General features: G+C 59.1%; 22 protein-coding genes. 12 read left to right on the forward strand and 10 right to left on the reverse strand.

Going from position 1 to position 26,221, the window contains the following annotated elements; genetic code table 11:
• The 4 genes from ATY79_RS00500 to ATY79_RS00515 form a co-directional block, all read right to left on the reverse strand.
• Window positions 1-885, reverse strand: coding sequence for a carbohydrate ABC transporter permease (locus tag ATY79_RS00500; RefSeq protein WP_088702587.1), 885 nt, complete (start codon window positions 883-885; stop codon window positions 1-3).
• Window positions 878-1,810, reverse strand: a complete 933-nt coding sequence (locus ATY79_RS00505; protein ID WP_088702588.1) for a sugar ABC transporter permease — start codon at window positions 1,808-1,810, stop codon at window positions 878-880. Before ATY79_RS00505 ends, ATY79_RS00500 begins: the two co-directional genes overlap by 8 nt.
• Window positions 1,811-1,885: 75 nt before the next feature.
• A complete protein-coding gene (locus tag ATY79_RS00510) occupies window positions 1,886-3,181 on the reverse strand; it encodes a sugar ABC transporter substrate-binding protein (protein WP_088702589.1) in 1,296 nt (431 codons plus the stop codon).
• Between the two features lie 37 nt (window positions 3,182-3,218).
• Complete coding sequence (locus tag ATY79_RS00515; protein ID WP_189637934.1) at window positions 3,219-4,232, reverse strand: LacI family DNA-binding transcriptional regulator; 1,014 nt, start codon at window positions 4,230-4,232, stop codon at window positions 3,219-3,221.
• 192 nt (window positions 4,233-4,424) lie between these two features.
• Between ATY79_RS00515 and scpA the strand changes: the two genes are divergently transcribed.
• The 6 genes from scpA (at window position 4,425) to ugpC (ending at window position 12,195) form a co-directional block, all read left to right on the forward strand.
• The gene (gene scpA / locus ATY79_RS00520; protein WP_088702992.1) at window positions 4,425-6,563 is read left to right on the forward strand and encodes a methylmalonyl-CoA mutase; all 2,139 of its coding nucleotides are present in this window, start codon (window positions 4,425-4,427) and stop codon (window positions 6,561-6,563) included.
• A 228-nt stretch (window positions 6,564-6,791) separates the two neighbouring features.
• Window positions 6,792-7,949 carry a Gfo/Idh/MocA family oxidoreductase gene (locus ATY79_RS00525; RefSeq protein ID WP_088702591.1) on the forward strand — a complete coding sequence of 386 codons (1,158 nt, stop codon included), beginning with the start codon at window positions 6,792-6,794 and terminating at the stop codon, window positions 7,947-7,949.
• 13 nt (window positions 7,950-7,962) lie between these two features.
• Window positions 7,963-8,847 carry a sugar ABC transporter permease gene (locus ATY79_RS00530; protein WP_088702592.1) on the forward strand — a complete coding sequence of 295 codons (885 nt, stop codon included), beginning with the start codon at window positions 7,963-7,965 and terminating at the stop codon, window positions 8,845-8,847.
• Window positions 8,847-9,704 carry a carbohydrate ABC transporter permease gene (locus ATY79_RS00535; RefSeq protein WP_189637947.1) on the forward strand — a complete coding sequence of 286 codons (858 nt, stop codon included), beginning with the start codon at window positions 8,847-8,849 and terminating at the stop codon, window positions 9,702-9,704. The genes ATY79_RS00530 and ATY79_RS00535 overlap by 1 nt, the downstream gene beginning before the upstream one ends.
• Window positions 9,705-9,737: 33 nt before the next feature.
• A complete protein-coding gene (locus ATY79_RS00540) occupies window positions 9,738-10,967 on the forward strand; it encodes an ABC transporter substrate-binding protein (protein WP_088702594.1) in 1,230 nt (409 codons plus the stop codon).
• Between the two features lie 94 nt (window positions 10,968-11,061).
• Window positions 11,062-12,195: a sn-glycerol-3-phosphate ABC transporter ATP-binding protein UgpC gene (gene ugpC, locus ATY79_RS00545; RefSeq protein WP_088702595.1), complete on the forward strand. Its 1,134-nt coding sequence runs from the start codon at window positions 11,062-11,064 to the stop codon at window positions 12,193-12,195.
• Between the two features lie 28 nt (window positions 12,196-12,223).
• On the opposite strand, the gene ATY79_RS00550 is transcribed toward ugpC, so the two are convergent.
• The 5 genes from ATY79_RS00550 to ATY79_RS00570 all read right to left on the reverse strand — a co-directional run bounded on the left by ATY79_RS00550 (window position 12,224) and on the right by ATY79_RS00570 (window position 17,921).
• Window positions 12,224-12,520, reverse strand: a complete 297-nt coding sequence (locus tag ATY79_RS00550) for a hypothetical protein (RefSeq protein ID WP_088702596.1) — start codon at window positions 12,518-12,520, stop codon at window positions 12,224-12,226.
• Window positions 12,521-12,769: 249 nt separating this feature from the next.
• Window positions 12,770-14,455 (reverse strand): arylsulfatase, encoded by a 1,686-nt coding sequence (locus ATY79_RS00555; protein WP_088702597.1) that lies wholly within the window; start codon window positions 14,453-14,455, stop codon window positions 12,770-12,772.
• Window positions 14,456-14,836: 381 nt separating this feature from the next.
• Window positions 14,837-15,937, reverse strand: coding sequence for a D-TA family PLP-dependent enzyme (locus ATY79_RS00560; RefSeq protein ID WP_088702598.1), 1,101 nt, complete (start codon window positions 15,935-15,937; stop codon window positions 14,837-14,839).
• 16 nt (window positions 15,938-15,953) lie between these two features.
• Window positions 15,954-17,414, reverse strand: a complete 1,461-nt coding sequence (locus ATY79_RS00565) for a M81 family metallopeptidase (RefSeq protein WP_088702599.1) — start codon at window positions 17,412-17,414, stop codon at window positions 15,954-15,956.
• Between the two features lie 21 nt (window positions 17,415-17,435).
• Window positions 17,436-17,921 (reverse strand): hypothetical protein, encoded by a 486-nt coding sequence (locus tag ATY79_RS00570; RefSeq protein WP_088702993.1) that lies wholly within the window; start codon window positions 17,919-17,921, stop codon window positions 17,436-17,438.
• A gap of 112 nt (window positions 17,922-18,033) precedes the next feature.
• On the opposite strand from ATY79_RS00570, the gene ATY79_RS00575 reads away from it, so the two are divergent.
• Genes ATY79_RS00575 through ATY79_RS00600 form a run of 6 tightly spaced genes read left to right on the forward strand, consistent with a single transcriptional unit; the run spans window position 18,034 to window position 24,791 of the window.
• On the forward strand, window positions 18,034-18,423 hold the full coding sequence (locus ATY79_RS00575; protein ID WP_088702600.1) for a RidA family protein: 390 nt from the start codon (window positions 18,034-18,036) through the stop codon (window positions 18,421-18,423).
• Window positions 18,424-18,438: 15 nt separating this feature from the next.
• On the forward strand, window positions 18,439-19,302 hold the full coding sequence (locus tag ATY79_RS00580; RefSeq protein WP_088702601.1) for a MurR/RpiR family transcriptional regulator: 864 nt from the start codon (window positions 18,439-18,441) through the stop codon (window positions 19,300-19,302).
• A 27-nt stretch (window positions 19,303-19,329) separates the two neighbouring features.
• Window positions 19,330-20,106: an SDR family oxidoreductase gene (locus ATY79_RS00585; RefSeq protein WP_088702602.1), complete on the forward strand. Its 777-nt coding sequence runs from the start codon at window positions 19,330-19,332 to the stop codon at window positions 20,104-20,106.
• A 25-nt stretch (window positions 20,107-20,131) separates the two neighbouring features.
• Window positions 20,132-22,051, forward strand: a complete 1,920-nt coding sequence (locus ATY79_RS00590; protein WP_088702603.1) for a beta-N-acetylhexosaminidase — start codon at window positions 20,132-20,134, stop codon at window positions 22,049-22,051.
• An 8-nt stretch (window positions 22,052-22,059) separates the two neighbouring features.
• Window positions 22,060-23,496, forward strand: a complete 1,437-nt coding sequence (locus ATY79_RS00595; protein WP_088702604.1) for a M81 family metallopeptidase — start codon at window positions 22,060-22,062, stop codon at window positions 23,494-23,496.
• Window positions 23,484-24,791 carry an MFS transporter gene (locus tag ATY79_RS00600; protein ID WP_348627554.1) on the forward strand — a complete coding sequence of 436 codons (1,308 nt, stop codon included), beginning with the start codon at window positions 23,484-23,486 and terminating at the stop codon, window positions 24,789-24,791. The genes ATY79_RS00595 and ATY79_RS00600 overlap by 13 nt, the downstream gene beginning before the upstream one ends.
• Window positions 24,792-24,889: 98 nt before the next feature.
• On the opposite strand, the gene ATY79_RS00605 is transcribed toward ATY79_RS00600, so the two are convergent.
• On the reverse strand, window positions 24,890-26,215 hold the full coding sequence (locus ATY79_RS00605; RefSeq protein ID WP_088702606.1) for an extracellular solute-binding protein: 1,326 nt from the start codon (window positions 26,213-26,215) through the stop codon (window positions 24,890-24,892).
• Between the last annotated feature and the right edge of the window lie 6 nt (window positions 26,216-26,221).

Below are 26,221 nucleotides of genomic sequence, written 5' to 3' on the forward strand. Positions count from 1 at the left end.
TCAACCTTTCACGGCAGAGCCGACGAATGAGCTCACGAACCAGCGTTGAAACGCGAGATAGAGGGCAAGGATAGGGATCATCATCAAAACCGAGGCAGCCATGGCGCGATCCCAGTAGATGCTGTCCTGGCCAAAGAAGGTGGCGATAGCGACAGCGATGGGCCGGGCGTAATCGGTCTGCGTAACGAGGGTCGGCCACAGATACTGGTTCCAGCTTTCGATCCCCATGAGGATGGAGACCGTGGCAAGTGCTGGAAGACTGAGCGGCAGATAGATCGAACGGTAAATGCGGAAGATCGAAGCACCATCGATTTCCGCCGCTTCGTAGAGCTCCTTCGGAAGCTGGGCGAAGAATTGGTAGAAGAGGAAGATGTAGAGCGGACTTGCCACCCAGGGCAGGATCTGAACGGCGAAGGTATCGGTCATGCCGGCCCGCGACATCATTACGACCAGCGGCATGATGATGCTCTCCTGCGGGATGACGTAGAGCGCGACGACGAGCGACAACAGCACCGCCTTGCCGCGCAGCGATCCCCAGGCGAGAACAAACCCGGCCATGGAATTGACGACAAGTCCCGAGGCCACAGTGACGGTGAGTATCAGCAGCGAATTGACGAGATAGCGGCCGTAGGCAAGTTCACCAGAGAAATGCCCGATTTCCTGGAAATTGGCGAGCGTTGGGTTGGAAACCCAAAAGGCTCGAAAGCTCCCCATGTCGGCGAGGATCTGAAAGCGGTCGTCTTTGAGACTCGCCACCAACAGCATGAAGAGCGGCGAAATCACGACGAGTGCAATGATGAAGATGCAGGCGGTCTGAACGAGGCGCAACGATATATTGCCGGAGCGTTCAACGGGCACAACCCGAGCAAGAGCGATGTCAGACATCAAAACGCCTCAACATTTGGCGCTGCAGGAGCGCGATCACAAGAACGATGGTGAAGAGGATGACCGAGACGGCGGAGGCGTAGCCCAGTTTCTGCTGCTCGAATCCGGTTCTCACCATATAGTGGACGACGGTCTCGGTGCTGCCCCTCGGACCGCCCTGGGTCAGGATGGCGACCTGTGTATAGAGCTTGAACGCCTGGATCGTCGTGATCAACAGCACGAACACATGCGTTGGCCTCAAGCCGGGCATTGTCACGTGCCAGAAGCGCTGGATTGCATCGGCTCCGTCAATCCTTGCGGCATCGTAGAGTTCGTCGGGGATTCCCTGAAGACCGGCTAGATAGACGATCATCTGGAAGCCGTAGGCCTGCCACGCAGACAAAAGCACGATCGAAAACATCGCCCAGTTGGGATCGCCGAGCCAGTCGATCGGTTGAATATGCCCGGCCGAAAGAAATCCGACGATCTGGTTCAAAGGCCCGCTGGGATACTGGAAGAGCGTGCCCCAGATAACGCAGACGACGACCATCGATGTGATAGCGGGCAGAAAGAACATGCCGCGTAGCAGATTCCGGCACGGTATTTTCTGATGCAACAATAGCGCTGTGGCGAATGCCATTCCGCATTGGACCGGAAGTATCCAGATGGTGAACCTGGTTACATTCCATAAGGAAGTCCAAAACAGTGGATCGCTGAAGATGCGGACAAAATTCTGCAGTCCGATGAAGCGGACGGGCGTCGGCCGCGGCACCAGCGGTTGATTGGTCATCGACGTCCAGAACGACAGCAGGAACGGCGCGATAAGGAAGCAACCCAGAAGCAGAACGGCAGGGGCGATCATCAAAATTTCCTGCATGAGCCGGCCGGGGTCGCTACGTCGGCCCACACGCGGCCGGGCCGCCGCAGGGGATGGTTGCAACGTCATTGTCTCCTCCTCGGGTATTTTGCCGGTGCCTTATGTTCCAGGGCCGGCCTTTCTTCCGGCCCTGAGCAAGGACGGTTACTCCTGGCTGTCGAATGGCGGATAGCCGTCGTTGTCCTCGATGTCCTCGTCGATCTTCTGAGCAGCCTCGGACAGAGCCTCTTTCACGTCGCCGCCGTTGAAGGCCTTGTCTGCAGCCTGCATGAAAGCTGCGGTGATTGCGGGATAGGCTGGATGCGGGGGGCGAGCGATGGCAGTTTTCTGCGCCTGCTCAAATGCAACGGCCATCGGGCCGCCCTCAGCGTATAAAGGTGAGGCCGCAGCAAAGCTTTTCAGGCCTGGGAAGGCCGACTCCTGCCTGGCATATTCACGGTAGTCCTTGTCCTTCAGCAGGAAGCTCAGGAATCTTCCGGCGATGTCGGGATGTTCGGATGTCTTGGTGATTCCCCAGATCCAGGTACCGTTGGGGCTTACGCCCTTGTCGCCCAGCTTCGGCAGCGGCATGACAACGATATCGTCCTTCATTGCTGCGGCCGCCTCGGCATAGAACCAATGCCCCCCAAGTGCGAGTGCGGCCGGACGGCCTTGTGCATAGAACTGATTGGTGCCCGACGACCCCGGCACGACCCAGCCATTCTTTACCCAGGTTTGCAACATGGTCAGCGCCCCGACGCAGGCGCCACTATCGAGCGTGCCGGACGCCTTCCAGGTCTTGCGGTCGATCAGATCGCACCCGGCGCTTTCGAGCAGCGGGCCGTAGGCATAAGTGATCCATTCTGTCTTGATACCGTAGCCACGGAACGTGTCGATCGGCCATTTGACGCCGTCGAGCTTCGCGAGCTTTTCCAGATAGCCTTCAAATTCCTGCTTGGTCCAGGCCTCGTCAACCGACTTCGGGATGCGAGCGCCGATGGCTTCAAGGTACTTCTTGTTACCGTATAGGACGACGGAGGAGTCCGTAAGGCCGACTGCGTAGAGCTCCTTGTCGATCGGGTATGTCCCCTGAGACACGTTCGATGCCGTCATGTCGCTGACGATGTCCTTGTCGATCAGCGGCTTGATCGGCTGGAGATAGCCCGACCAAACATAGTTGGCGAGGAAAGGTGCATCCAGCTCCATAATGTCCGGCAGCTGCTTGGACATGACGGCGGCGCTGAACTTCTCATTGTAGGCGTCATGGGGCGCATAGATGAATTCGATATCGACGTCTGGATTGGCCTCCTCGAAGCGCTTGGCGACGTCCGCATATGCCTTGACCCAACCTGGATCGCCCTGGTGCATCATGTGAATGACGGTTTTTGCATCGGCCCAACCGGCGCTCGCGGCAAGTGAGGCCGAAGTCAAAAGCAGTGCATACAGTAAACGATTACCCATTATAGTCTCCTCCTTGGTAGACGTGGTTCGACGACATTTACACGGATGACCGCGCGACGAGCTGGAACGGCAGTTTTCGCAGCGTCGGCTGGCCGCTATCTGCTGAAAGCAGAATCTCGGCGGCAAGGCGACCCATTGCGCGATGTGGCAACGCCATCGTCGTCAACGGTGGATCGAGACGCGAGGCAATTTCGACCTGATTGTCGAAGCTCGCCACGGCAACGTCATCCGGAATTGCAGCCCCCAGGCGACGTAGCGCGGCATAGACCTCCATCGCGACACGATCGTTGCCGCACAAGATGGCATCGGGACGTGTGTCTGCCGCCATCAGCGCCGTCAGATGCGACAGGACGAGAGTTGGAGCGCGATCGCTATAGATCGTTCGACGGACAGCCGGCAAGACGGCAACCGGACCAAGCCCCGCTTCCTCCAGCGCCTTTCTGAAGCCCTTTTCACGCAGTTCCCCTGCCAGGATGCCGGGAAGATTGACGAAGGCAATTCGCCGCCGTCCGGCGGCAAGGAGATAGCGCGTTATTTCTGCCGCCGCCCCCTCCTCGTCCGGCACCAGCGACGCCACGCGACCTGCAGATTCGCGGCAATTGATCATGACACCGACGCTTTTGGAAAGGTCGGGGCCGAGGGCCACTGTTTTGTGATACATCGCGGCGAATGCGATAGCGCGCGGACGGAACCGGCGAACTTCCTCCAGGACTGATGCCACGTTGCGATTGCCGCTGAGATTCATCGCGAAGACGGCCATTTCCGCGCTCCGGGCCGCGCCGTCGAGGCCGCGGATGATTTCCGTAGCGAAGGGTGAGGTAATGAGTTCGTCAGCGACGACGCCAATGAGTGGCAGCCATCCTTGCCGAACACCGCGTGCTGCAAGATTGGTGACATAGCCAAGCTCGTCCGCAATCGCCTTGATTCTTGCGCGGGTCTCGTCCGACATCCGGGCAGAGCCGCCGTGGAGCGCGCCGGAGACGGTCTTTACAGAGACGCCTGCCCTTTCAGCGATGTCAGACAACGATGCCGTCAACCCGCTTCCTCCCATGGGTTATCGGTTACCCATTAACCCCTTCGTTGAACCTCTGTCAAGGCGTGGCCTCGCAGCCCATCGCGTCAGGGTCGCTCACTAGAGCTCAGAACTGCGAAGAAGCCGCTTGATAAAATATCCTGGGGCTCTATCGCGTCGCGTGCTGCTAAAGTGCTAGCCTGCGGCAAAAGAAGAATGCCGGAGGATGAGATGACGAAGAAGACGCTTGGCGATTGGCGGGCCCTAGCCGAGAAAGAGCTGAAGGCCGCGCCCGAAACGCTCGTCTGGAACACGCCCGAAGGGATAGACGTCAAGCCGCTTTATACCGAGGCCGACATCGAAGGCGCCGAGCACCTCGGAACGCTGCCGGGCTTTGCGCCCTTTACCCGCGGACCGCGTGCCACGATGTATGCCGGCCGACCATGGACAATTCGTCAATATGCCGGCTTCTCCACTGCGGAAGCTTCCAACGCCTTTTATCGCAAGGCGCTTGGCTCCGGCCAGCAGGGCGTTTCCGTCGCCTTCGACCTTGCCACACATCGCGGCTATGACAGCGATCATCCGCGCGTTGTCGGCGATGTCGGCAAGGCAGGCGTTGCGATCGACAGTGTCGAGGACATGAAGATCCTGTTCGATGGCATCCCACTGGAGAAAGTCTCTGTCTCGATGACGATGAACGGCGCGGTCATCCCGATACTGGCGAGTTTTATCGTTGCCGGCGAGGAACAGGGTGTGCCTCGCGCCGCGCTTTCAGGGACCATCCAGAATGACATTTTGAAGGAGTTCATGGTCCGCAACACCTACATCTACCCGCCGGAACCTTCGATGCGGATTGTCGCCGACATCATCGAATATGCAGCCAAGGAGATGCCGAAGTTCAATTCCATCTCGATCTCCGGCTACCACATGCAGGAGGCCGGTGCGACGCTGGTGCAGGAGCTTGCGTTTACGCTCGCCGATGGCCGCGAATACGTTCGCGCCGCACTTGCCAAGGGGTTGGACGTCGACGATTTCGCCGGTCGCCTTTCCTTCTTTTTCGCCATTGGCATGAATTTCTTCATGGAGGCGGCAAAGCTGCGTGCTGCACGTCTCTTGTGGACGCGCATCATGGAGGAGTTTAAGCCGAAGAAGGCCTCGTCGCTGATGCTGCGCACCCATTGTCAGACGTCGGGCGTATCGCTGCAGGAGCAGGATCCCTACAACAACATCATCCGGACCGCTTTTGAGGCAATGTCGGCAGTGCTTGGCGGTACACAGTCGCTCCATACCAATTCGTTCGATGAGGCGATTGCCCTGCCAACTGAGTTTTCGGCACGCATCGCGCGCAATACGCAGCTCATTCTGCAGCACGAGACGGGCGTGACAAAGGTCGTCGATCCGCTTGCAGGCTCCTACTACGTCGAGAGCATGACGAAGGAACTTGCAGACAAGGCGTGGGATCTGATCGAGGAAGTGGAGGCGCTCGGCGGCATGACGAAGGCGGTCAACGAAGGCTTGCCCAAGCGGCTGATCGAGGAAGCCGCGACACGACGCCAGGCGGCCGTCGACATGGGCTGCGAGGTCATTGTCGGCGTCAACAAGTACCGTCTTGAGACAGAAGAGGAGATCGAGATCCTGGCGATCGACAACGCCGCCGTACGCTCCGCCCAGATCAAGCGGATCGACGAGACGAAACGCCGGCGTGATGGGGCGGCTGTCAAGGCAGCACTCGACGCGCTTGCGCAAGTGGCAAGCCGCGGCCACGGCAATCTGCTTGCGGCAGCCGTCGAAGCGGCGCGCGCGCGCGCGACCGTTGGCGAGATCTCGGATGCCATGCGTCGCGCCTTCGGTGATCACGCAGCTGAGCCTGAGGTCATCAAGGATGTCTATGGTCAAGCCTATCGTGATGAGCCAGAGCTCGCAGTGCTGAAGGACCGCATGACCGCAATCGGCATGATTCTCGGACACAGGCCGAAGATCATGGTTGCAAAACTCGGTCAGGATGGCCACGACCGCGGCGCCAAGGTGATTGCCTCGGCGTTTGGAGATATCGGCTTCGACGTCCTGGCGGGGCCACTATTCCAGACGCCAAAGGAAGCGGCCGATCTCGCCGTTGTCAGCAAAGTGCACGTGGTCGGCATCTCGTCGCTTGCAGCAGGCCACAAGACACTGGCACCACAACTTGTCGAGGAACTGAAAGCTCGGGGCGCCGAGGACGTCATCGTCGTCGTCGGCGGCGTTATCCCGCGGCAGGATTATGACTTCCTGATGGACCATGGTGTGGCAGCTGTCTTTGGCCCCGGCACCAATGTCCTGGAGGCGGCAAATTCGGTTCTCGATCTACTCGAAGGCAAGCGTCGAAACCGCTAGATCTCACTTGCGGCCGTGGCTCGAGACAACAGGTGAGATTCGTCGCCGCGCTTGGATGGCGGCGAAAACGTTTTCCGTGTTCTGAGTTGAAGGCCCAGGAGCCTCGAAAATCGATCGCTATGAAAATTAATTTCACCACTTCAACTTTTCGCGCGATTCGTGTTGACGAGTTCGAATTTTTGTCCCAACTTGACGAAAATAAATTACGTAAGTGGGAACGAGAATAGCATGAAAGTGGGAATTATCGGGCTCGGCTTCCGGCTCGGCTACCTTGGCTATGTCTTCAAGTCTGTCGATGAGAGCTTCGAGATCGTCGGGTATGTCGACCCCGATCCGGCGGGTCTTCCAGGTCTCGTCGAAAAGGGCATTTCTGCCGGCACTGCCTATGCTTCCCCCGAAGATCTGATCGCCCACGAAAAGCTCGATCTTCTGATGATCGGTTCCCCGAACCACATGCATCTCGACCACATCAGGCTGGGTCTCGAAAGCGGCCTGAAGGTGTTTTGCGAAAAACCGATCGTCACGACGATCGCCGAGAGCATCGAGCTCGCGCGTCTGATGGCAAAGTTCGGCCATGAGCGTTTGATGGTTGGCCTCGTGCTGCGCTACTCGCCGCTCTACAAGGACCTGCGCGCCATTCAGGCCGCAGGCAAGCTCGGCCAGATCGTGTCGATCGAAGCGGCCGAGCACATCGAGCCTTATCACGGCGCCTTCTTCATGCGCGACTGGCGCCGTTATGAGCGCTATTCCGGCAGCTTCATGCTGGAAAAGTGCTGCCATGATCTCGATCTCTACAATGGCATCGTCGGTGTCCGGCCGGAGCGCGTTGCAAGCTTCGGCGGCCGCAAGAGCTTCACGCCGGCAAACGACCCCGCACGAGAAGGCATCAACGACCTGCAGCTCTTTCATCGCAAGCCGAGCGGCTGGATGGGCTCCGACAAGGTGTTCGACAGCGACGCCGACATCATCGATTATCAGGTTGCCATTGTCGAATATGCCAACGGCGTGGGTATGAATTTCCATACCAATCTCAACGTTCCTGACCAATTTCGACGCTTTGCCATCATGGGATCGCGCGGCATGGCGGAGGGCGATTTCGTCCGCGGCTATCTCGACGTTCATGAGCAGTTGACCGGCAAGAAGGTGGTCGAGAACAAGTACGTGGCGACCGAGTTGTCGCAGCATTACGGTGCCGACGAGCAGATGGCCGCCGACCTCCTCGATAGCGTGCGCACAGGCACTGAGCTTCCCGTTTCTACGCTTAACGCCCTCGAAGCGGGCATTCTCGCCCTGTCGATGGACGAGGCGCGCATGAAGAAGGCGGTTGTTGATCTGCGTCCCGTCTGGGACAGGTTCGACGAGGCCCTGCACGCAAGAGCGGCTTGAGGAGGTCGGCAAGATGAGCGTCCAACGCAACGCAGTCATCTTCGCCTGGATCCTTCTCCTTCCGGCAGTGCTCTATGTGCTAGCGATCGTTGCCTATCCGCTGGTCGACACGTTCATCTTATCCTTCACCGACGCATCGCTGAAGAAGACGACGAACTGGGTCGGCTGGGTGAACTACGAGAAGATCTTCAACGCCACATTTGCGGAAGTCATTATCCGCACCTTCATCTGGACCTTCTTTTCCGTATCGATCAAGATGATCATCGGCGTCTTCGGCGCCACCATGCTGAATTCGGCAGTGCCAGGCAGGGCACTCTTTCGCGTATTGACCATGCCGCCCTGGATTGTCCCGATGGCGATCGGCATCTTCATGTGGGGCTGGATGTATAACGGCCAGTTCGGGATGATTTCCGGCATGCTGCAGCGCTTCGGCCTGGTGGATGCTCCGGTGGCCTTTCTCGCACAGGGTTCGACGGCGTTCTGGGCGACGATTATCACGGATGTCTGGATTGGGGTTCCGCTGGTCACCCTCTATATGCTGGCGGCCATGCAGGCCATTCCTCAGGATCTCTATGAAGCTGCCTGGACAGACGGTGCCGGTCGTTTCTATCGCTTCCGGCGCATTACCCTGCCGCTGATCGTCCCTTCGATGATCACCATGTCGATGCTGTCGCTCATTGCCACGTTCAATTCCTTCGACATCATCTGGATCCTGACGCGTGGCGGTCCAAGCGGCGAAACGACGACGATGATCATCGATACCTACCGCACGGCGATTGGGTCCAACAAGTATGGCGAAGGTGCCGCACGCGCCGTGCTGATCTGCATTTTCCTGTCGATCTTCTGTGTCTGCTACTTCCGGCTGACCAGCCGCCTTGCCTCCGGAGACAAGCGATGATGCAAACCCATCTGCTCATCAATCGGTACAAATGGTATGAAATGATCGGCATCTATGCCGGCGTCCTGGTGTTCCTCACCTTCGTGCTTTCTCCCTTCGTCGAGGGCTTTCTCGTATCACTGAAACCGCTCAGCCAGCTCTTCTCCTCGCCTTATCGGTTCATTCCCGAGAACGGTTCCTTCGAGGCGTACCGGACGATGTGGGTCAGCGTGCCAGGCTTTGCGCGCTACATCTTCAACTCGTTCTTTATCTCCACCGTCGTGACCGCTGTCGTTCTGGTCCTCGTCATCCCTGCTTCCTACGCATTTGCCCGCTTTGAATTCAAGGGCGCCGGGCTATTGCTTGGCGCGTTCCTGGCGGTCAACATGTTTTCGGGGGCAGTGCTCCTCATTCCGCTTTTCAGGTTGATGCGCTCGCTCGGGCTGCTCAATACCTATTTTGCGATCATGGTTCCGGGTGTCGCCTTCCTTATTCCGTCCGCGATCTGGCTGCTTAGAACCTACATGATCCGAATCCCGAGGGAACTGGACGAGGCTGCCTTCGTTGACGGTGCCAGCCAATTCTACACGCTTCGCCGCGTCATCCTGCCGATTGCGATGCCCGGCATCATGGTGGTTGCGATCACCACCTTCATCGGCTCCTACGCCCAGCAGTTCATCTTCGCGCTCACCTTTAACTCCAAGACCGAATTTGCCCCTCTGCCGGTCGGGCTCTTTGCCTACTTCGGCCGTCAGGAAGTGGTCTGGAATGAGCTGATGGCTGCGAGCTTCGTCGGCATTGCGCCGGCCATGATCGTGATTTTCTTCCTTCAACGGTATCTCGTCAGCGGGCTGACCGCGGGCGCGGTGAAACAGTAAGTCAACCACCAGAGAAAAACGGGAGCTAACAAATTGACGATACAATTTAAGACCGGGCTGATCGCCCTTGCCCTGCTCGGCTCGACCGCGCTGGGCACCATGAGCGCCCACGCCGCTGACAAGGAGATCAGCTGGATCTACTGCGGCGACAAGATTGACCCCATCCATGAGAAGTACATCAAGGAATGGGAAGGCAAGAACCCCGGCTGGAAGGTTACGCCCGAGGTTGTCGGCTGGGAGCAGTGCCAGGACAAGGCAACGACGCTGGCTGCCGCCGGTACGCCAGTCGCCATGGCCTATGTCGGCTCACGCACGCTCAAGGAATTCGCCGAAAACGACCTCATCGTTCCGGTGCCGATGAGCGAGGACGAGAAAAAGAGCTACTATCCGAACATTGTCGATACCGTCACCTTCAATGACACCCAATGGGGTGTACCGATCGCCTTCTCCACCAAGGCGCTTTACTGGAACAAGGATCTTTTCAAGCAGGCCGGTCTTGACCCCGAAAAGCCGCCGAAGACCTGGGCTGACGAAATCGCTGACGCCAAGGCCATCAAGGAAAAGACCGGAATTGCCGGCTACGGTCTGCCGGCAAAAACCTTCGACAACACCATGCACCAGTTCATGCACTGGGTTTATAGCAACAACGGCAAGATCATCGATGGCGACAAGATCGTGGCCGACAGCCCCGAAGTTCTTGCAGCCCTTAAGGCTTACAAGGACATCACGCCCTATTCCGTCGAGGGTGCAACCGCTTACGAACAGAACGAAATCCGCGCCATTTTCCTCGATGGCAAGGTCGGCATGATCCAGGCCGGTTCGGGCGCTGCCACCCGTTTGAAGGATACCAAGATCAACTGGGGCATCGCACCGCTACCGCTTGGCCCGTCAGCCAAGGGCGAAGGTACGCTTCTGATCACCGACAGCCTGGCGATCTTTAAGGGATCGGGTGTGGAGGACAAAGCAGTCGAGTTCGCCAAGTTTATCACTGCGCCTGGTCCGCAGGGTGAATACGAGCTCCAGGGCGGCGCGGGCCTGACACCACTGCGTCCGTCCGCAAAGGTTGATGAATTCGTGAAGCAGGATCCCTATTGGAAGCCGCTGATCGACGGCATCTCCTATGGTGGGCCGGAGCCGCTCTTCAAGGATTACAAGGGCTTCCAGAACGTCATGATCGAGATGGTCCAGTCGGTCGTTACCGGCAAAGCCGAACCGGCGGACGCACTGAAAAAGGCCGCGGCCGATCTCGAGCAGTACAAATAAGCCATTGCTTCAGCAAGGGGACGCGCTTTCGGCGCGCCCCCTTGTCTGTCACGTCAAACAGCAAGCCGCCTTTAAGGCGGCCGGGGAAAGTACCGTGGGACAGCTTCTTCTTAGTAACGTTCAAAAATTCTACGGCGACTACGAGGTTTTAAAGAGCGTCAAGCTTGAGGTTAAGAACGGCGAGTTCGTGGTCTTCGTCGGGCCGTCCGGCTGCGGCAAGTCGACGTTGCTGCGCATGATTGCCGGCCTCGATGCCACGACGGCGGGTGACATCGTCATCGACGGTCTGAGAGTGAACGACCTCCCCCCGGTCAAGCGCGGTATTGCCATGGTCTTCCAGTCCTATGCGCTTTACCCGCATATGAGCGTTTTCGAAAACATCGCCTTCCCACTGCGCGTGGAGAAGATGGAAGAAGAGAAGTTGAAAGCCAAGGTAGAGCATGCCGCGCGTATCCTTCACCTGGATCAGCGCCTGCAGCAAAAGCCCGGGATGCTTTCTGGTGGCCAGCGTCAGCGCGTCGCAATCGGCCGCGCGATTGTGCGCGAGCCGAAAATCTTTCTCTTCGACGAGCCACTGTCCAACCTCGACGCGGCCCTTCGCGCCGACATGCGCATCGAGCTTGCAAAACTGCATCGCCAGCTGAAGGCGACGATGATTTACGTCACGCACGACCAGATCGAGGCGATGACCATGGCGGACCGGATTGTCGTTCTGAATGCCGGCGAGATCGCTCAGACCGGTGCACCCTTGGAGCTTTACCACAAGCCGGCCAATATCTTCGTCGCCGGCTTCATCGGCAATCCGAAAATGAACTTCCTGCCCGTCACCTGCACGGGCGTCAGCGACACCGGCGTCGAAGTTGAATACAAGGGGCAGACGGCAATGATCCCGGTTACGCCGCGCCAGGGTGTTGTTGGTAATCCGCTTGTATTGGGTGTGCGCCCCGAGCATATCCAGGTCGGGAAGGGTGACATCACGCTGACTGTTACGCCAACGGTCATCGAGCGGCTTGGGGCACAGACGGTGGCCTATGCAGCGCTTAACGGCGAAGGCGAGAATTTCTGCGCAACGCTTCCTGGGAGCGCCGCAGTTCGCCCCGATCAGCCGTTGGCAGCCGGGATAAATGTTGCAGACTGCCATCTGTTCGACGCGGCGGGCATATCGTTCGAGCGTCGTGTGGAACTGACGGACATCGACATGAACCTGCTCAACCCGACGGCCGCATGACCGGTCACGACCCAGCGGCCTCGCCTCTTCAATACAAGGGATAAAACAGCCTGTTGGCTGGGTAGGCATAGGCCCCCCGGTCCACGACCCCGAAGCGGTACATGCAACTCCTGAGTGCCGTCACGTGCCAAGCATTCGCCGGATAGGGCGAGCCGCGGCGGACGGCTTCGGGCTCGCAATAGCGATACACCCTATCGAACCGCGCCAAAAGCACAGGATCGGAATCCATCCGCACACCATGATAGGTCTGCCATTGCCCCGGCGATTCAGCCGCCGAGATCGCCAACAGACTTGCTGCTACTCCCAATGCAACCGAGATTCTCATCGACGTCACCTCCCCGCGCGCCAAATGCCCGCGCAAAAGAAGATATTTTTCAATTGCGTAAGGTCAAGGGCCCTACATCAAAGGAAGGCGCTCGGTGCGATTGCGACGTGGCATCTTGCTTAACGTCTTGAATTGCAACCGGTGAGAACTGTGCCTCGTCTCAGGCAACACTGACCTGGCAGATGGCTCAAAGGCATAAGGTGCTGGGGCAGCCCCTGCAGGGGCTGCCCCTAGCTTCAGCACGGGTTGTCAATTGCCCGGCTTGTTCTTGATCGCAGCGTCGATCTGCCTCTTGACCGCATCCAGATTGAAGGAGGCCGGGTCCTGCATCGGCGGGTAATCGACCGCCGTGAGTGCAAGCTTTGCGACTTCCTGCTGGACGCTGACAAAGCGCCAGAACTCGCGAGCAAAGAAGTCGTTCATATAGCCGCCACCGAGGTCATTGAGGCTCTGCTGACCAATTGACGGTGTCCGTTCGAATGGATCCTGGCGGATATTGACCATGGTCGGCATGTCGGTTGTAACCTTCGCACCGGGCCAGCCTTGCGGCTGCTGCAGGAACTGGAACTTGAAGTTATCGATGCGAATTGCCCCGAGAGCAGGGCCGGCGAAGTAGAAGAATTCATGCCGTGCGGACGGCGATTTTCCGAGCAGAAGATCCATCTGGTTGTAGCCATCAAGATGGTTCTTGTAGGTCCTGTCGCCCAGTTTCACACCTTTGAGTAACTGGTCAATGACCTCGGTGTTGCCAGCAGCTGCTGCCAGTGTCGGGAACCAATCCAGAGCGGAAAATATGCCGTTCTCGACGGTGCCCGGTCTAACCTTGCCCGGCCAACGGATGATGGCTGGCGCGCGGAAGCCGCCTTCCATCGCCGTACCCTTAGTGCCCTTGAACGGGGTCATCCCACCGTCGGGCCAGGTGAACACTTCGGCCCCATTGTCGGTCGTAAAGATAACGATGGTGTTGCCGGTCTCGCCGGAATCCTCCACGCATTTCAGCAGCGCGCCGACACTGTCATCGAGCTGTGCCACGCCGGCCTCTTCAAGACCAAAGTTGCTGTCGCTGTTCATGAGAGCCTGGTATTTCGGCGACAGAAAAGTCCAGACGTGCATGCGCGTCGTGTTGTGCCAGACGAAGAACGGTTTGCCGTTGGTCTTGGCTTTGTCCATGAAGTCGCACGAAGCCTTGACCAGCACTTCGTCGAAGGTGCCCATATCGTACTTGGCCTTGGGCATCACGTCGTGCATGTTCGGCACATTGGACATATCTGGATATGGCGCCAGCGGGCCCTCGTCCACGATCCTCTGCTTGCCGATTTTACCCCAACGCGGCTCTTCGCTCGTGTCATCCGTATCCGTTGCAAAGCTGTGGACCAAATTCCGCGGCCCGACCTTATCGCGGTACGACTGGTCATTCGGAAACGAGTACCAGTAGGGATCTGACATCGCATCGAGATGATAGAGATAACCGAAGAACTCATCGAACCCATGCAGTGTCGGTAGATACTTGTTCAGATCACCAAGATGGTTCTTGCCGAACTGACCAGTGGTGTACCCCTCATCCTTGAGCACGGCAGCGAGCGTAGCTGCCTTGTCGGGCATCCCAACGTCTGCTCCCGCCTGACCAACGGTCGTCAAGCCTGTACGCAGCGGAATTTCCCCGGTGATAAAACTCGCCCGGCCCGCTGTGCAACTCGCCTCTGCATAGTAGTCAGTGAACATCATGCCTTCGGATGCCAGTTTGTCGAGGTTGGGCGTCTTCCCGGACATGATTCCCCGGTGATAGGCACCAAGGTTGAACCAGCCGATGTCGTCACCCATGATTACAAGGATATTGGGTTTGGGCTGCTGTTGCTGCGCAACTGTTGGTCCAGCCAGCGCGGATGTCAGTGCGGAAGCCAATAGACCAAAGCAAAGATTTCTCATGCTATTCATGGCATGTACCCTCCGTTGATCTGCCTCAATCTTCATTGACGCCCAACGCAAGAGGCGGCCTCTCGGGATAAAATCCAAGGGTTCGCGTGGCATGCCCACCGGCGTGGGCTTGTTGGAAGTCAATGCTGCTCGAATGACGCCGTAAGGCGGCGATGGCTGTCGCGCCAGCGAAGAGGTCGGTGGCGACGATGTAACACTCGTGCCGACGAGCCCGCCTCAAAGATTGCGGTCGTCCAATACGAGTATTGCACATCTTCATTTTCGCCGCCAGATTGAAGGGCGTGGGCGCCACTCGATCGGCGCACCACAAGGTGGTTGCGGCGAGCAAACCTTCACACAATGCGGGACGGAGCTTTCAAAGTGGGCAGCGCCCTTGGCTGCCTACCAGACGAGGCCGCGGGCGGCCACCTCCTCGACGCGCGTTACCACGCCGTCACGATGAAAGACCATCGTGTCGAACAGATTGGAGACGACGCAGGTGTGGTTGGGGATGATGCGGATCTTCTCGCCGATCTCGGGGCGGCTGTCTTTGCATCTCGATAGGTCGATGACGCCGTGTTCCTCGGACAGTCCTGTAATCACCGCCTCGGGATAGCCGACCACGGTTCCGAAATCGGCAAAACCGAGCAGGTCGGAGGTCAGCGCCTTTGATCCGGCGTCAATGACCGCGCGATCGGCGGTCGGACGGGACACCACGGTTGCCAGCACATGCATGGCACAGTCAGCTTCGCTGCAATGGCCGGCGCGCACCATCGAGCGATCGTTATAGATATATGTCCCAGCGCGATGCTCGGTCGCGGCAGTGACGAGATGCGCCTCAAAAAGGCTTGGCGTGCCACCATTACTGACGACCGGACACGAAATCCCATCATTTTCGATGAGCGAAAGTGCATTTTCGAAGAACGCTTGAACCGCCGCGGCGGAGCCGGGTCTTGGGTAGTTGAGAAGACCGCCGAAGGTCAACCCCGGTGCGTCGCTGATCCGTCCTGCCAGGCGTCGCGCTTCTTCAGGCGTCTGGACACCGCAGCGCCCGCCGCCGGTGTCGCACTCGACGAGAACGGTCAATGGTTTTAAGGATGCGAAGTGAGACGACAGGCCATCGATCGTCACCGCGCTGTCGGCGACCACCTTGAGACTGGAGATCCGCTCGTTCAGCGCGCCGAGCCGCTCGAGCTTTTGTGGGCCGAGGATGTTGAAGGTAATGAGGATGTCTTCAAAGCCGGCCGCAGCGAAGGCTTCCGCCTCGCTGATCTTCTGGCAATTGATGCCCTTGGCGCCGGCCGCGATCTGCTCGGCTGCAAGCGCAGGAATCTTGTGCGTCTTGATATGCGGCCGAAAGTTCAACCCATGCTGATCCATATAGGCCTGCGTCCGGGCGATGTTTGCCGCCAGCCGATCCTCATCGATGATCGGGCGCGGTGTCGAGAGATCAGCGACCCTGTCACCCGGCTTGGCGACGACGGCGAAGGGATTTTCCTGCATGTGACGCTGCTCCGCGTTAGCGGCCGTGAGGGTTGGCGACCATCGGCCAGATATTGTTCGGCGCCCGACGGTAGGGTGTCTTGGCTGGATTGTTGGGATAAGGCGTTCCAGCCGAGCAGTAAATGATTTCGGCAGCGATTTTCGAGAAGGACGCATAAAAATGATTGGTCGATTTGATGACCAGGATCTTCTTGGACGTCGGATCGATCCCCATGACGGAAAAAAGGCTTGGATCGAAACTCTGGGCGCGCGTCGAATTCAGGATGATATCGATGCCGTTGAGCGTGATGTGCACGGCATCGCCGAACGGCGCAAAGCTCTCGCCGAACCGCATCTCTGCGTTCTCGACGAGCGTCACCACCTTGACGATGCCATCGATCGGGTTGCCGGTGCCTGGGGCAGACTTTGCGCCGAAGCGCAATGGAATCTCAGCACCCTCACCCGCCGCCATGCAGATCTTCACCGCCATTGGATCCCAGATCGTGCCGATTGCAGCACCACTGACCTTCCGATCCAGAAGCTCCCGCAGAAGGACGGTGGCATCGCCCGCCGTGCCGCCGCCCGGATTGTCCCAGACGTCGGCGATGACGACAGGCCAGGAGGTCGCGGCAACCGCCTGCGTCACGGCCTCGACTTCGTCAATTTGCGGCATGATGAAGGTGCCGCGTTTGGCAAAGAGCTCGAGCCCGAGTTCACGCGCCAAAGCCTCGCCCTTGTCCGGCTTGTCGTTGGTGACGACAAGCATCTTGGTGCCCATTTCCGGTACGTCGCCTGCCATGAAGCCATGGATGACGGAGATTGACACGATGTCAGCGTCTTCCTTCTCCTGGCGCATGATCTTGTCGACAAAGGAGCGCATCGGATCGCGCGACGTCGGATAGACGTCGATCATCCGGCAATCGAAGACGGACATGACCGGGCGCAGCCGGCCCTCCAGTGTCTCGACCGCAATCCGCCAGAGATCCTCGGCTCGATCGACGAAGTCCGTGTGCGGGAACTCCTTGAAATAGACGAAGAAATCGGCGGCTTTGAGCCGCTTGGCCGTCAGGTGGCTATGCGGATCAAGCTCGGCGCAGACGAGGATGTCGGGTCCGACGACCTCGCGCACGCGCGCCAACACATCGCCTTCCGTATCCTCGTAGCCGGCCGCAACCATGGCGCCATGCAGGCCGAGGACGACGGCATCGACCGGCATCGCGGCTTTGAGCTGATCCAGTATCTCGTCGCGCAGCCCCTCATAGGTCGAACGGTTCACCAGTCCGGCCGGATCAGCCCAGGCAGCCGTTCCCTCGATCAGCTCCCATCCCTTCTCAGCGCAGACCCGGCGCCCCACGGTGATGGGAGCCGAACAGAGAGTGGGCGTTTGCGGATGCTGGCCGGGCGGCGCGTAGAGAGACGCCTCGAACGCGCGCCGATCGACGCAGATGGGAGAAAAGGTGTTGGTCTCGGTTGCGAGTGCCGCCGTGAAAATGCGCAAGGATCCTGGCCTTTGTGTTGATCAGCCCATCGGGTTCGGCAAATAGCCGGTAAAGCCGAATATCTTCCAGCGGCCGTCATAAAGGCGGCAATAGTAAAGCGTCTGCCACTGCATCACATCACGTGTACCGTCGGCCTTGGCAAGTCCACCATCGAACTTCTTGCGCACGAGCGCCATGTCGCCTTCGATCTCGATGTCCTCGAGCGTTGTCGTCGTGAAGATGGCAGTGCGTGTGTCTTCCGAGAAGGACTGCGTTGCGAAGTCCCTGGCCTGGCGCAGCCACTCGTCGCGATAGGCCGACAGGGTCGGAAATGCGAGACGCCACCTGTCCGGGCTTGTCTCATTGCGTCCATCGATACCGATGAAGCCCTCCTCGACGAAATCATCTTCGACCATTGACCAGTCGGCGGCCAGGAAGGCATCGATGTCACGGGGAACCAGCATCTCCCATATTGAGTGCCGCGCAACGTCGGACGCAGGAAATGGGTTCTTGAACGGATCGCGCATTATCTCCCCCGGATTGAAATTCTTTTCATGAACGGCGTTTTTCACTGGTCAAATTCCGCTTTCTATGGTGAGTTGTCAACTTAATACGAAAATAATTTGCAAGGATCGGTCGATGTCCATCAAGCGTTATGGCGCGGTTCAGGAAGGTGCCGGCGGCAAACCCCTGCCCTTTGCGCGTGCTGTCGAAGCAGACGGCTGGCTCTATGTCTCGGGTCAGGTTGCCATGGAAAATGGCGAAATCGTCGATGGAAATATCGTCGCGCAGACGCACAAGACGATTAAGAACGTGCTGGCGGTTCTCAAAGAAGCCGGATACGGCGTGGAGCATGTGGTACGCTGCGGCGTGTGGCTCGATGATCCGCGTGACTTCTGGACATTCAACGCGATCTACCAAGAGTATTTCGGCGGCCATCCGCCGGCGAGGGCCTGTGTGCAGTCTTCGATGATGGTCGATTGCAAGGTCGAAATCGACTGCGTAGCGTACAAGCCGAAGGACCAGTAGCCGACGGGGGACGGGATGGACATTTTCTCGACATTGCAGGAAGAGAAGGCCAGGCTTTCGCCTTCGGAAAACCGTATCGCGGATATCCTCCTCAACGACTTCGAGTTTGCGGTCAACGCCTCGATCATCGAGCTTGCCGAAAAGGCCGATGTGTCACCGCCGACGGTGACGCGCTTCTGCCGCCGACTAGGGTGCGAGAGCTTTTCCGACTTCAAGGTCCAGCTCGCAAGGACAGCCTATGTCGGCATGCGTTACCTCAAACCGGAACCCAAAAGCACCAACCCGGGCGATGTCGCGCAGGACATCATCACCAAGGCACAGAACGCGCTTTTCCTGCTTCATCGTTCGCTCGACCTTGCTGCAATCGAGCTGGCGGCCGAGCGACTTTCGCGCGCCGACATGATTTATGCCTTCGGCTCCGGTGGAAACTCGTCAATGATCGCCAGCGAATTGCAGAACCGACTGTTTCGCTTCGGCCTACATGTGACGGCAAGTTCGGACCATGGCATGCAATTGATGATGGCGGCCGCCGCCAAATCGACGGACGTGTTGATCGGATCATCCTTCACCGGGCGCAACGCCGAACTCGTGCGCGCTTTTGCGCTTGCGCGCGAATCCAAAGTGACGACGATCGCGCTCACCCAAAGCAATAGCCCGGTCGCGCAAGTAGCTGAAATTGTTGTGCCCATAGACCTGCAGGAAGGAAGCAATATCTTCCGTCCGACCTCGACGCGCATCGCCTATCTGGCGGTCGTCGATATTCTCGCCAGTCTCGTCGCCTATGCAATCCAGCCAAAGGCGGCGGTCGCCCTTCGCCGCATCAAGCAGCAGCTTGTTGCCCACCGCGATGGCGACGATCGGCAACTGCTCGGGGACTGACAGTTCCATGCCAAGAAGGAATGGCGCATGACACAGACGATAGCGATCGTAACCGGTGCTGCGGGCGATATTGGACGGGCCATTGCAGAGCGGCTCGCAGACGAGCACGATGTCATCTTCATGGTCGATATCGACCTCGCCGCGGCCGAAAAGGCCGCCCGCGCTCTCGGCCCAACCGCCCGTTTTGTCGCCCACGGCGCAGACGTGACCAGCCAAACAAGTGTCGCCGAAATGGCACGGCAGGCCGCCTTGCTTGGTTCGGTGCGCACGCTGATCAACAATGCCGGGGCAGCACGCGCCGTCAGCCTGCACGACACCACCCCCGAAATCTGGAGGATGGACAATGCGCTTAATCTCGAGGCTGCCTTCTTGTGCTTCCGCGCCGTCGAAGATCTGCTCGAGGCGTCGAAGGGTTCGGTGATCAACATCGCATCCGTGAACGGCATGAACGTCTTTGGCCATCCCGCCTATAGCGCAGCCAAAGCTGGACTGCTGCACTTCACCAAGCTGGTTGCGGTGGAATATGGAAAGCTCGGTATCCGCTCGAACGCGGTCGCACCCGGCACCGTGCGCACACAGGCATGGGAGGCGCGCGCTGCCGCCAACCCCAACGTCTTCGAAGAGGCCCGCCGCTGGTACCCGCTCCAGCGGGTCGTCGACCCCAAGGATGTCGCCAATGCGGTGGCATTTCTTGCCGGACCGCAGGCTGGCGCAATCACCGGCGTCTGCCTGCCGGTGGATTGCGGACTGACTGCCGGTCAGGCTGAGCTTGCCCGGACATTCACGCAGTCCGAGCATTATTAAGAGACTTGCAAAGAGAGGAACAGATATGACGTTGGCGCCTTATCGCCTGGAGAGTTCGTGGCAGCCGGATGGTGGCCCGAACGGGCGCTTCACTTTTTCCCTTTTCAATCTCTCTGAAGTCGCGCTTTCCGGCTTCACGCTGGTCTATACGTCGCTCACACGCGTCATCGATGCGAAGGCCTGTGAGAACGCGACCTTTCTGCGTCGCAACGCCAATTTCCATGAGTTTGCTCCGCCGCAGGGATTTACGCTCGCGCCCGGCAGTCGCTGGACTTTCACTGTCAGCGGCCTCCACCGGCCGGCTCGCCACTGCACCGATGGTGCAAAGTCCGCCTATGTGACGCTTCAGGATGGGAAACACATCACGGTTGCCGTTTCCGATTTGCTTCTTGAAGGACGCGTGAACGCGCCGCCTCCGGTCTTGCTTCCTGAAGGCAAGCTCTCACTGCCGTTTTCATTGCAGCCCTGGCCGGCGGACATCGACGCCAGGCCGGGGGATGATTTCCCCGTCGTTCTTTATCCAGCGGAAGGATCCTCGAGAGACGACGAGCGGGCAGTCTCGACGCTGCTTTGCCTTTGCCTTCGACTGTTCGAGAGCGATCATGCGCCCTTCAATCTCGGGCCCTCGCCGCAGGGACGGCCCGTGCAGTTTCTGGTCGATGCCGCCCTGCCCCCGGAAGCCTACAAGCTCGGCTTTTCGGCCACACGGATCACATTGTCCTTTGCCGATGCCGCCGGGCGTCAATATGGGTTGACCTCGCTTGCCCAGCTCCTGCATGGAGCCCGCAGCCAACCGCAAACGTTTCGCTTTCCGATCTCCGGGACGATTTCCGACAGGCCGAGATACGGATGGCGCGGCTGCCATCTCGACGTTTCGCGTCAGTTCTATCCCAAAGCCGACATCATGCGGCTGATCGACATCCTCGCCTGGCTGAAGCTCAATATCTTCCACTGGCATCTGACCGACGACGAGGCCTGGCGTCTTGAAATCAAGGCCTATCCCGAACTGACGACGACGGGCGTCCTTCGCGGTCCGGATCAGCCGCTCCTGCCACAACTCGGCAACAGTGCCGAGCCTGTCGGCGGCTTTTATTCCCAGGCCGATGTGCGCGACATCGTTGCGCATGCTGCGCAATTGAATGTGGAAATCATCCCCGAGATCGACATTCCCGGCCACAGCACAGCGACATTGACGGCGCTGCCGGATCTGACAGACGGCCAGGAAGCGCCGGAGAGCTACCATTCCGTCCAGGGATATCCGAACAATGCGCTCAATCCCGCGGTGGCGCTGACCTATGAATTTCTCGAAAAGGTGCTTGACGAGATGGTCGAACTCTTCCCATCCGCTTACCTCCATATCGGCGGTGACGAGGTGGCAAACGGTTCATGGCTTGCATCGCCACTTGCCAAGGCATTGATGGAGAAGGAAGGAATCTCGGGCACATTTGCGCTGCAATCCTACTTCCTGAAGCGCGTGAAGGACATGCTGACGGCGCGCGGTCGCAAGCTCGCCGGTTGGAACGAAGTGGCGCACGGTGGCGGTGTCGCAGCCAGGGACACGCTGCTGATGGCCTGGGAGAACCCGCAGGTCGGTATCGATCTGGCCAAGGCAGGCTACGAGGTCGTCATGACCCCTGGCCAGGCTTATTATCTCGACATGGTGCAGGCGGAGGCGTTCCAGGAGCCTGGTGCAAGCTGGGCCGGAACCGTGCCGCCGGCACACACCTACGCCTATGATGCAGAGGGCGACTTCCCGGAGGAATTGAAGGACAAGATGAAAGGCGTTCAGGCCTGCATATGGTCGGAACATTTCCTGTCGCGCGGCTATTTCAACCGGCTTGTCTTCCCTCGCCTGCCGGCGATTGCGGAAGCCGCATGGACGCCTCGTGCGATGAAGGACTGGCACCGCTTCGCTGCGATCGTACCCCTGAGCCCGAAATTGTGAGGCCGACGATGCGGATTGCAGTGGGCGGAATTCACACGGAATGCAGCACCTATTCGCCGGTGCTGATGACAATCGAGGACTTCCGCGTTCTGCGCGGCGCGGATCTCCTGGCGTCCGACTATTTCGGATTTTTGAAAGCCGATGGAGTTGAGCACTTACCGCTGTTGCATGCGCGCGCAGTGCCAGGGGGGCCGGTCTCGATAGTGGCCTACGAGGCATTCAAGACCGAATTTCTTGATCGGTTGAAGGCTGCCTTGCCCGTCGAGGGCCTTTATCTTGCGATGCATGGCGCCATGAACGTCGAGGGCATGGACGACGCCGAGGGCGACTGGATTGCCGCGGCCCGCTCTGTCGTCGGTCCAGATTGCGTGGTCGCTGCGAGCTATGATCTGCATGGCAATGTCAGTCAGAGGATCGTCGACCAGCTCGATATATTCGCGGCCTACCGCACGGCCCCGCATATTGATGTGCGCGAAACGATGGTGCGTGCATGGTCATTGCTGGTCGACGCCCTGATGTCAGGCACGCGGCCAGGTGTCGCCTGGGCCCCGGTGCCGGTTTTGTGGCCGGGCGAGCGTACGTCGAGCGAGGACGAGCCCGCAAGGAGCCTCTACAAAGCCCTTTCTGCAATTGATCGGCGCGCCGGCGTGCTCGATGCCAATTTGATGATCGGCTATGTGTGGGCGGACGAACCGCGGGCGAGCGCCTGCGCGGTCGTGACCGCGACAGACAAGCAAGCAGCTCTGACAGCGGCCGAAGAGATTGCGCTTTCCTATTGGAATGCGCGCGACGATTTCGTCTTTGGCGCCGTTACCGGTCCACTCGACGCCATGCTCGACATGGCGGCGAACGCGTCGACAGCGCCGGTCATCCTGGCAGATTCGGCCGACAATCCGACCGGCGGCGGCGTTGGCGATCGGGCCGACGTGCTGGCGGCGCTGCTCGCCCGTCGGTTTGAAGGCGTGCTGGTTGCCGGCATCACGGATCCGCCGGCCGTGGCGGCATGCTTTACGGCCGGCAAGGGTGCAACGATCGCACTTGACGTCGGCGCCGCCCTTGACCCGTCGAGCAAAGCCGTTGGCATTGAAGCCGAAGTCATTCTTCTCGATGACCCGGGTCCGGAGGCGGAGCGTCAGGCGGTCATAAGCACCGGGGGTATTGTCGTGGTGCTCGCGGCACGGCGGCGTCCATATCACGCGATCTCGGATTTCGGGCGGCTTGGGCTCGATCCGAAGTCAGTGCGGCTGCTGGTGGTCAAGTCCGGTTATCTTTCCCCGGAACTGGCGGTGATCGCCAATCCGAACCTGATGGCCTTGACCGACGGCGTCGTCAACCAGGACATCGAAGGCCTGGTCAGCAATCGACGCGCTCGACCGACCTTCCCGTTCGATCGCACCTTTGACTACGCACCGCGTGCGCGCATTTCGGCGCGTTGGCAAGACTGATCTTTCGCGCCAGCAGGTTTCGTCCTCACCGCGAAGCTGCTGGAGCCCCTTCATCCGCAATCCCGGTGACCTGTCACCGCCCGATCCATGTCATGGCCCGTTTCCTCTCCGATGTTTATCGCGACCCGACGATCCGGGTCAGCATGCTTGCGATCTTTGCCTTTGGCTTTGCCGGAGCGGCGACCTCGCCGTACCAGTCGGTGATTGGCATTCGCGAATTGGGTCTGAGCAATACCCTCTACTCGGCGCTGATATTTGCGGCCGCAGCCGTCAACGTCACCGTCAGCATCCTGCTTGGCAATCTTGCCGACCGGCTTGGCGAATATCGAGCGCTGATGCTCACGGTTACCGTCTTTGGAATTTTCGGCTACGGCGCGGTCTATCTCGTTCCTGCTCAGGCAACCTTCATAATCAGTGGGCTGCTTCTGCTGCCGGTCTACAATGCACTCAATTCGCTGCTCTTTGCCAATGTGCGCGCCAGGACCAGCAGAATGCCGCGCGGCGAGGTTGCTGCAGTCAACTCCGGCGTGAGGGCGATGATCTCGCTTTCCTGGGTCGTCGTGCCAGGCCTTGTCGGTGTCGTCTTGTCGCGATCAACAAGCATGCTGCCGGCCTACTTGTTTGCGAGCCTCGCCTGCACGGCGTGCCTTGGTCTGATTGCTCTCTTCCTGCCGCGCCAGCGCGGAACGGACAAGGCGGCCACACACCATCTTTCCTATCTTGCAGCCCTTGCAGAAGTCGTCTCGCCGCGCGTCTTCCTCCGCGTGATCGCGGTGTCGCTGATCAGCAGTACCCTTCACGTGAATGGCGCCATCCTGCCATTGATCGTCACCGGACCCGCGCACGCGACCGTCGGCGATGTCGGAATACTGGTCGGGATCGTCGCCTTCCTCGAGGTCGTCTTTATCGTCGTGTGGGGGCGTGCCCAGCGGATCATGAGCCATGTCACGGCCCTGGCGATCGGCACGATCATCTACGTCGTCTACCTCGTCTTGCTCGGCTTTGCCTCTGCTGCCTGGCATGTCTACGCATTGACCATCATCAGCGGGATCGGCGCTGCGGCCCTCATCTCGATCCCGATCACCTATCTGCAGGATCTGATCGCGGAGCGCCCGGGCCTCGGCAGTGCGCTCATATCCGTCAATATTTTCGTGAGCGCTGGGCTGAGCGCGCTTCTGTTTGCGATCGGAACCACTGTCAGCGGCTATTCCGGGACGGCGATCATCGGTGCTTTGGCCGGTTTGATCGGGCTTGCACTGTTGCTGTCATTCGACGGAACCAAGCGAGCGCGCTAAAATCGCGCATGTTCGGGCCTGCGGCGCCGATAACGGAAATGCCCGCCGCGAGACCGGCGGCGGGCATCTGCTCCTGAGGCTCGGGAGAGAGTTGAGCCTCAGATGTTGGCGAGCAACTCGTTGATGCGTTTTTCCATGTCAGCGAGTGCTGCATCGACCTCCTTCTGACCAGTGATCGCAGCGCTCATTTCCTGGCCGATGATGTCCTGAATTGCGAACTGGCGCTGAACCGTCGACGGCAAGGGTGTTCCAAGCGTGGCGACGGCCGAGATCGTGTCACGATGCGGGAGCGCCTTGAACTTGTCTGATTCCAGAACTGCCTTGACGGACGGCAGATGGCCGGTGCGCGACCAGTCGAAGTCGTTGTCATGGAAGAACTTCAGGAATTTGCCGATTGCAGCGGTCTCATCCTCAGACCGGTCTTTCTGCGACACCGCCCAGCTATGACCATCGGCATACTGCGCCTTCTTGCCCGCAAAGAGCTGCGGATAGGGATAGACGGCATAGCCGCCAGCGTTAAGCGCGCTACCAGCCTTTTGCGACGACGCCGTGTAGTCACCGATGACCCAGGTACCGTTCAGGTGAACGCCACCTTCGCCGGCCAGGAAGGCGTTGATGCCGGCTGCGTAGTCGAGATCCTTGGTGGTGTAACCGTTGTCGTAAATCGCCTTGTACATCTCGAGGACCTTCTTGGCCTCGGGCGTATTGATCTTGACCTGCTTCGGATCAGCAAAGAAGGTCGAATCCTGCTGGAAGAGGTACGTATATAAGTTGCGGGTATAAAGAGCGACTTCGTTCGCCAGGTTCTGGACGAAGTATGGCTTGCCGGTCTTTTCCTTGAACTGCTTGGCCTGCGCAAGGAGCTCGTCGACGCTCGTCGGAAGCTTCGGAGTGCCATCTGCATTGACCAGATCGGCCTTTTTGAAGAGATCCATGTTGATGTGGTACAGCATGGTCCAGTTGTCGATCGGCAGCCCGTAGATCTTGCCGTCCTTGGTCACGCCATTGAGGCTGGCATCGGTAAAGTCGGACGACGCCACACCGACGGACTTCAACACGTCATCCAGCGGCATGAGCAGGCCCTTGGACTGATAGTCGGCAAGCACCGATTGATGGACGGTGACGATATCGGGCGGGTCCCCTGCAGCAAACTGCGCCGTCAGCTGATCGTAGCCTGGCCATTCGACGGTGGTCACCGTCACATGAACATCCGGATTGTCGGCATTGAACTTGTTGATCAGGGAGGTGATGATGCCGCATTCGCCGACGGCCTTGCTGACATCGGTGTTGGTACCGAAATCGGCATCGCAAGCGCCGAAGAAGCGCTGGACGGTCAATTCCGTGGCGGCAAAGGCCGGACTTGCACCCGCAAGCGCGATCACCGAGGCTGCCGCCAGCATGTATTTTCTGAAGGTAAGCGTCATTTCCAT

It is taken from the genome of Rhizobium sp. R693 (assembly GCF_002211315.1).
Classification (GTDB): Bacteria; Pseudomonadota; Alphaproteobacteria; order Rhizobiales; family Rhizobiaceae; genus Rhizobium.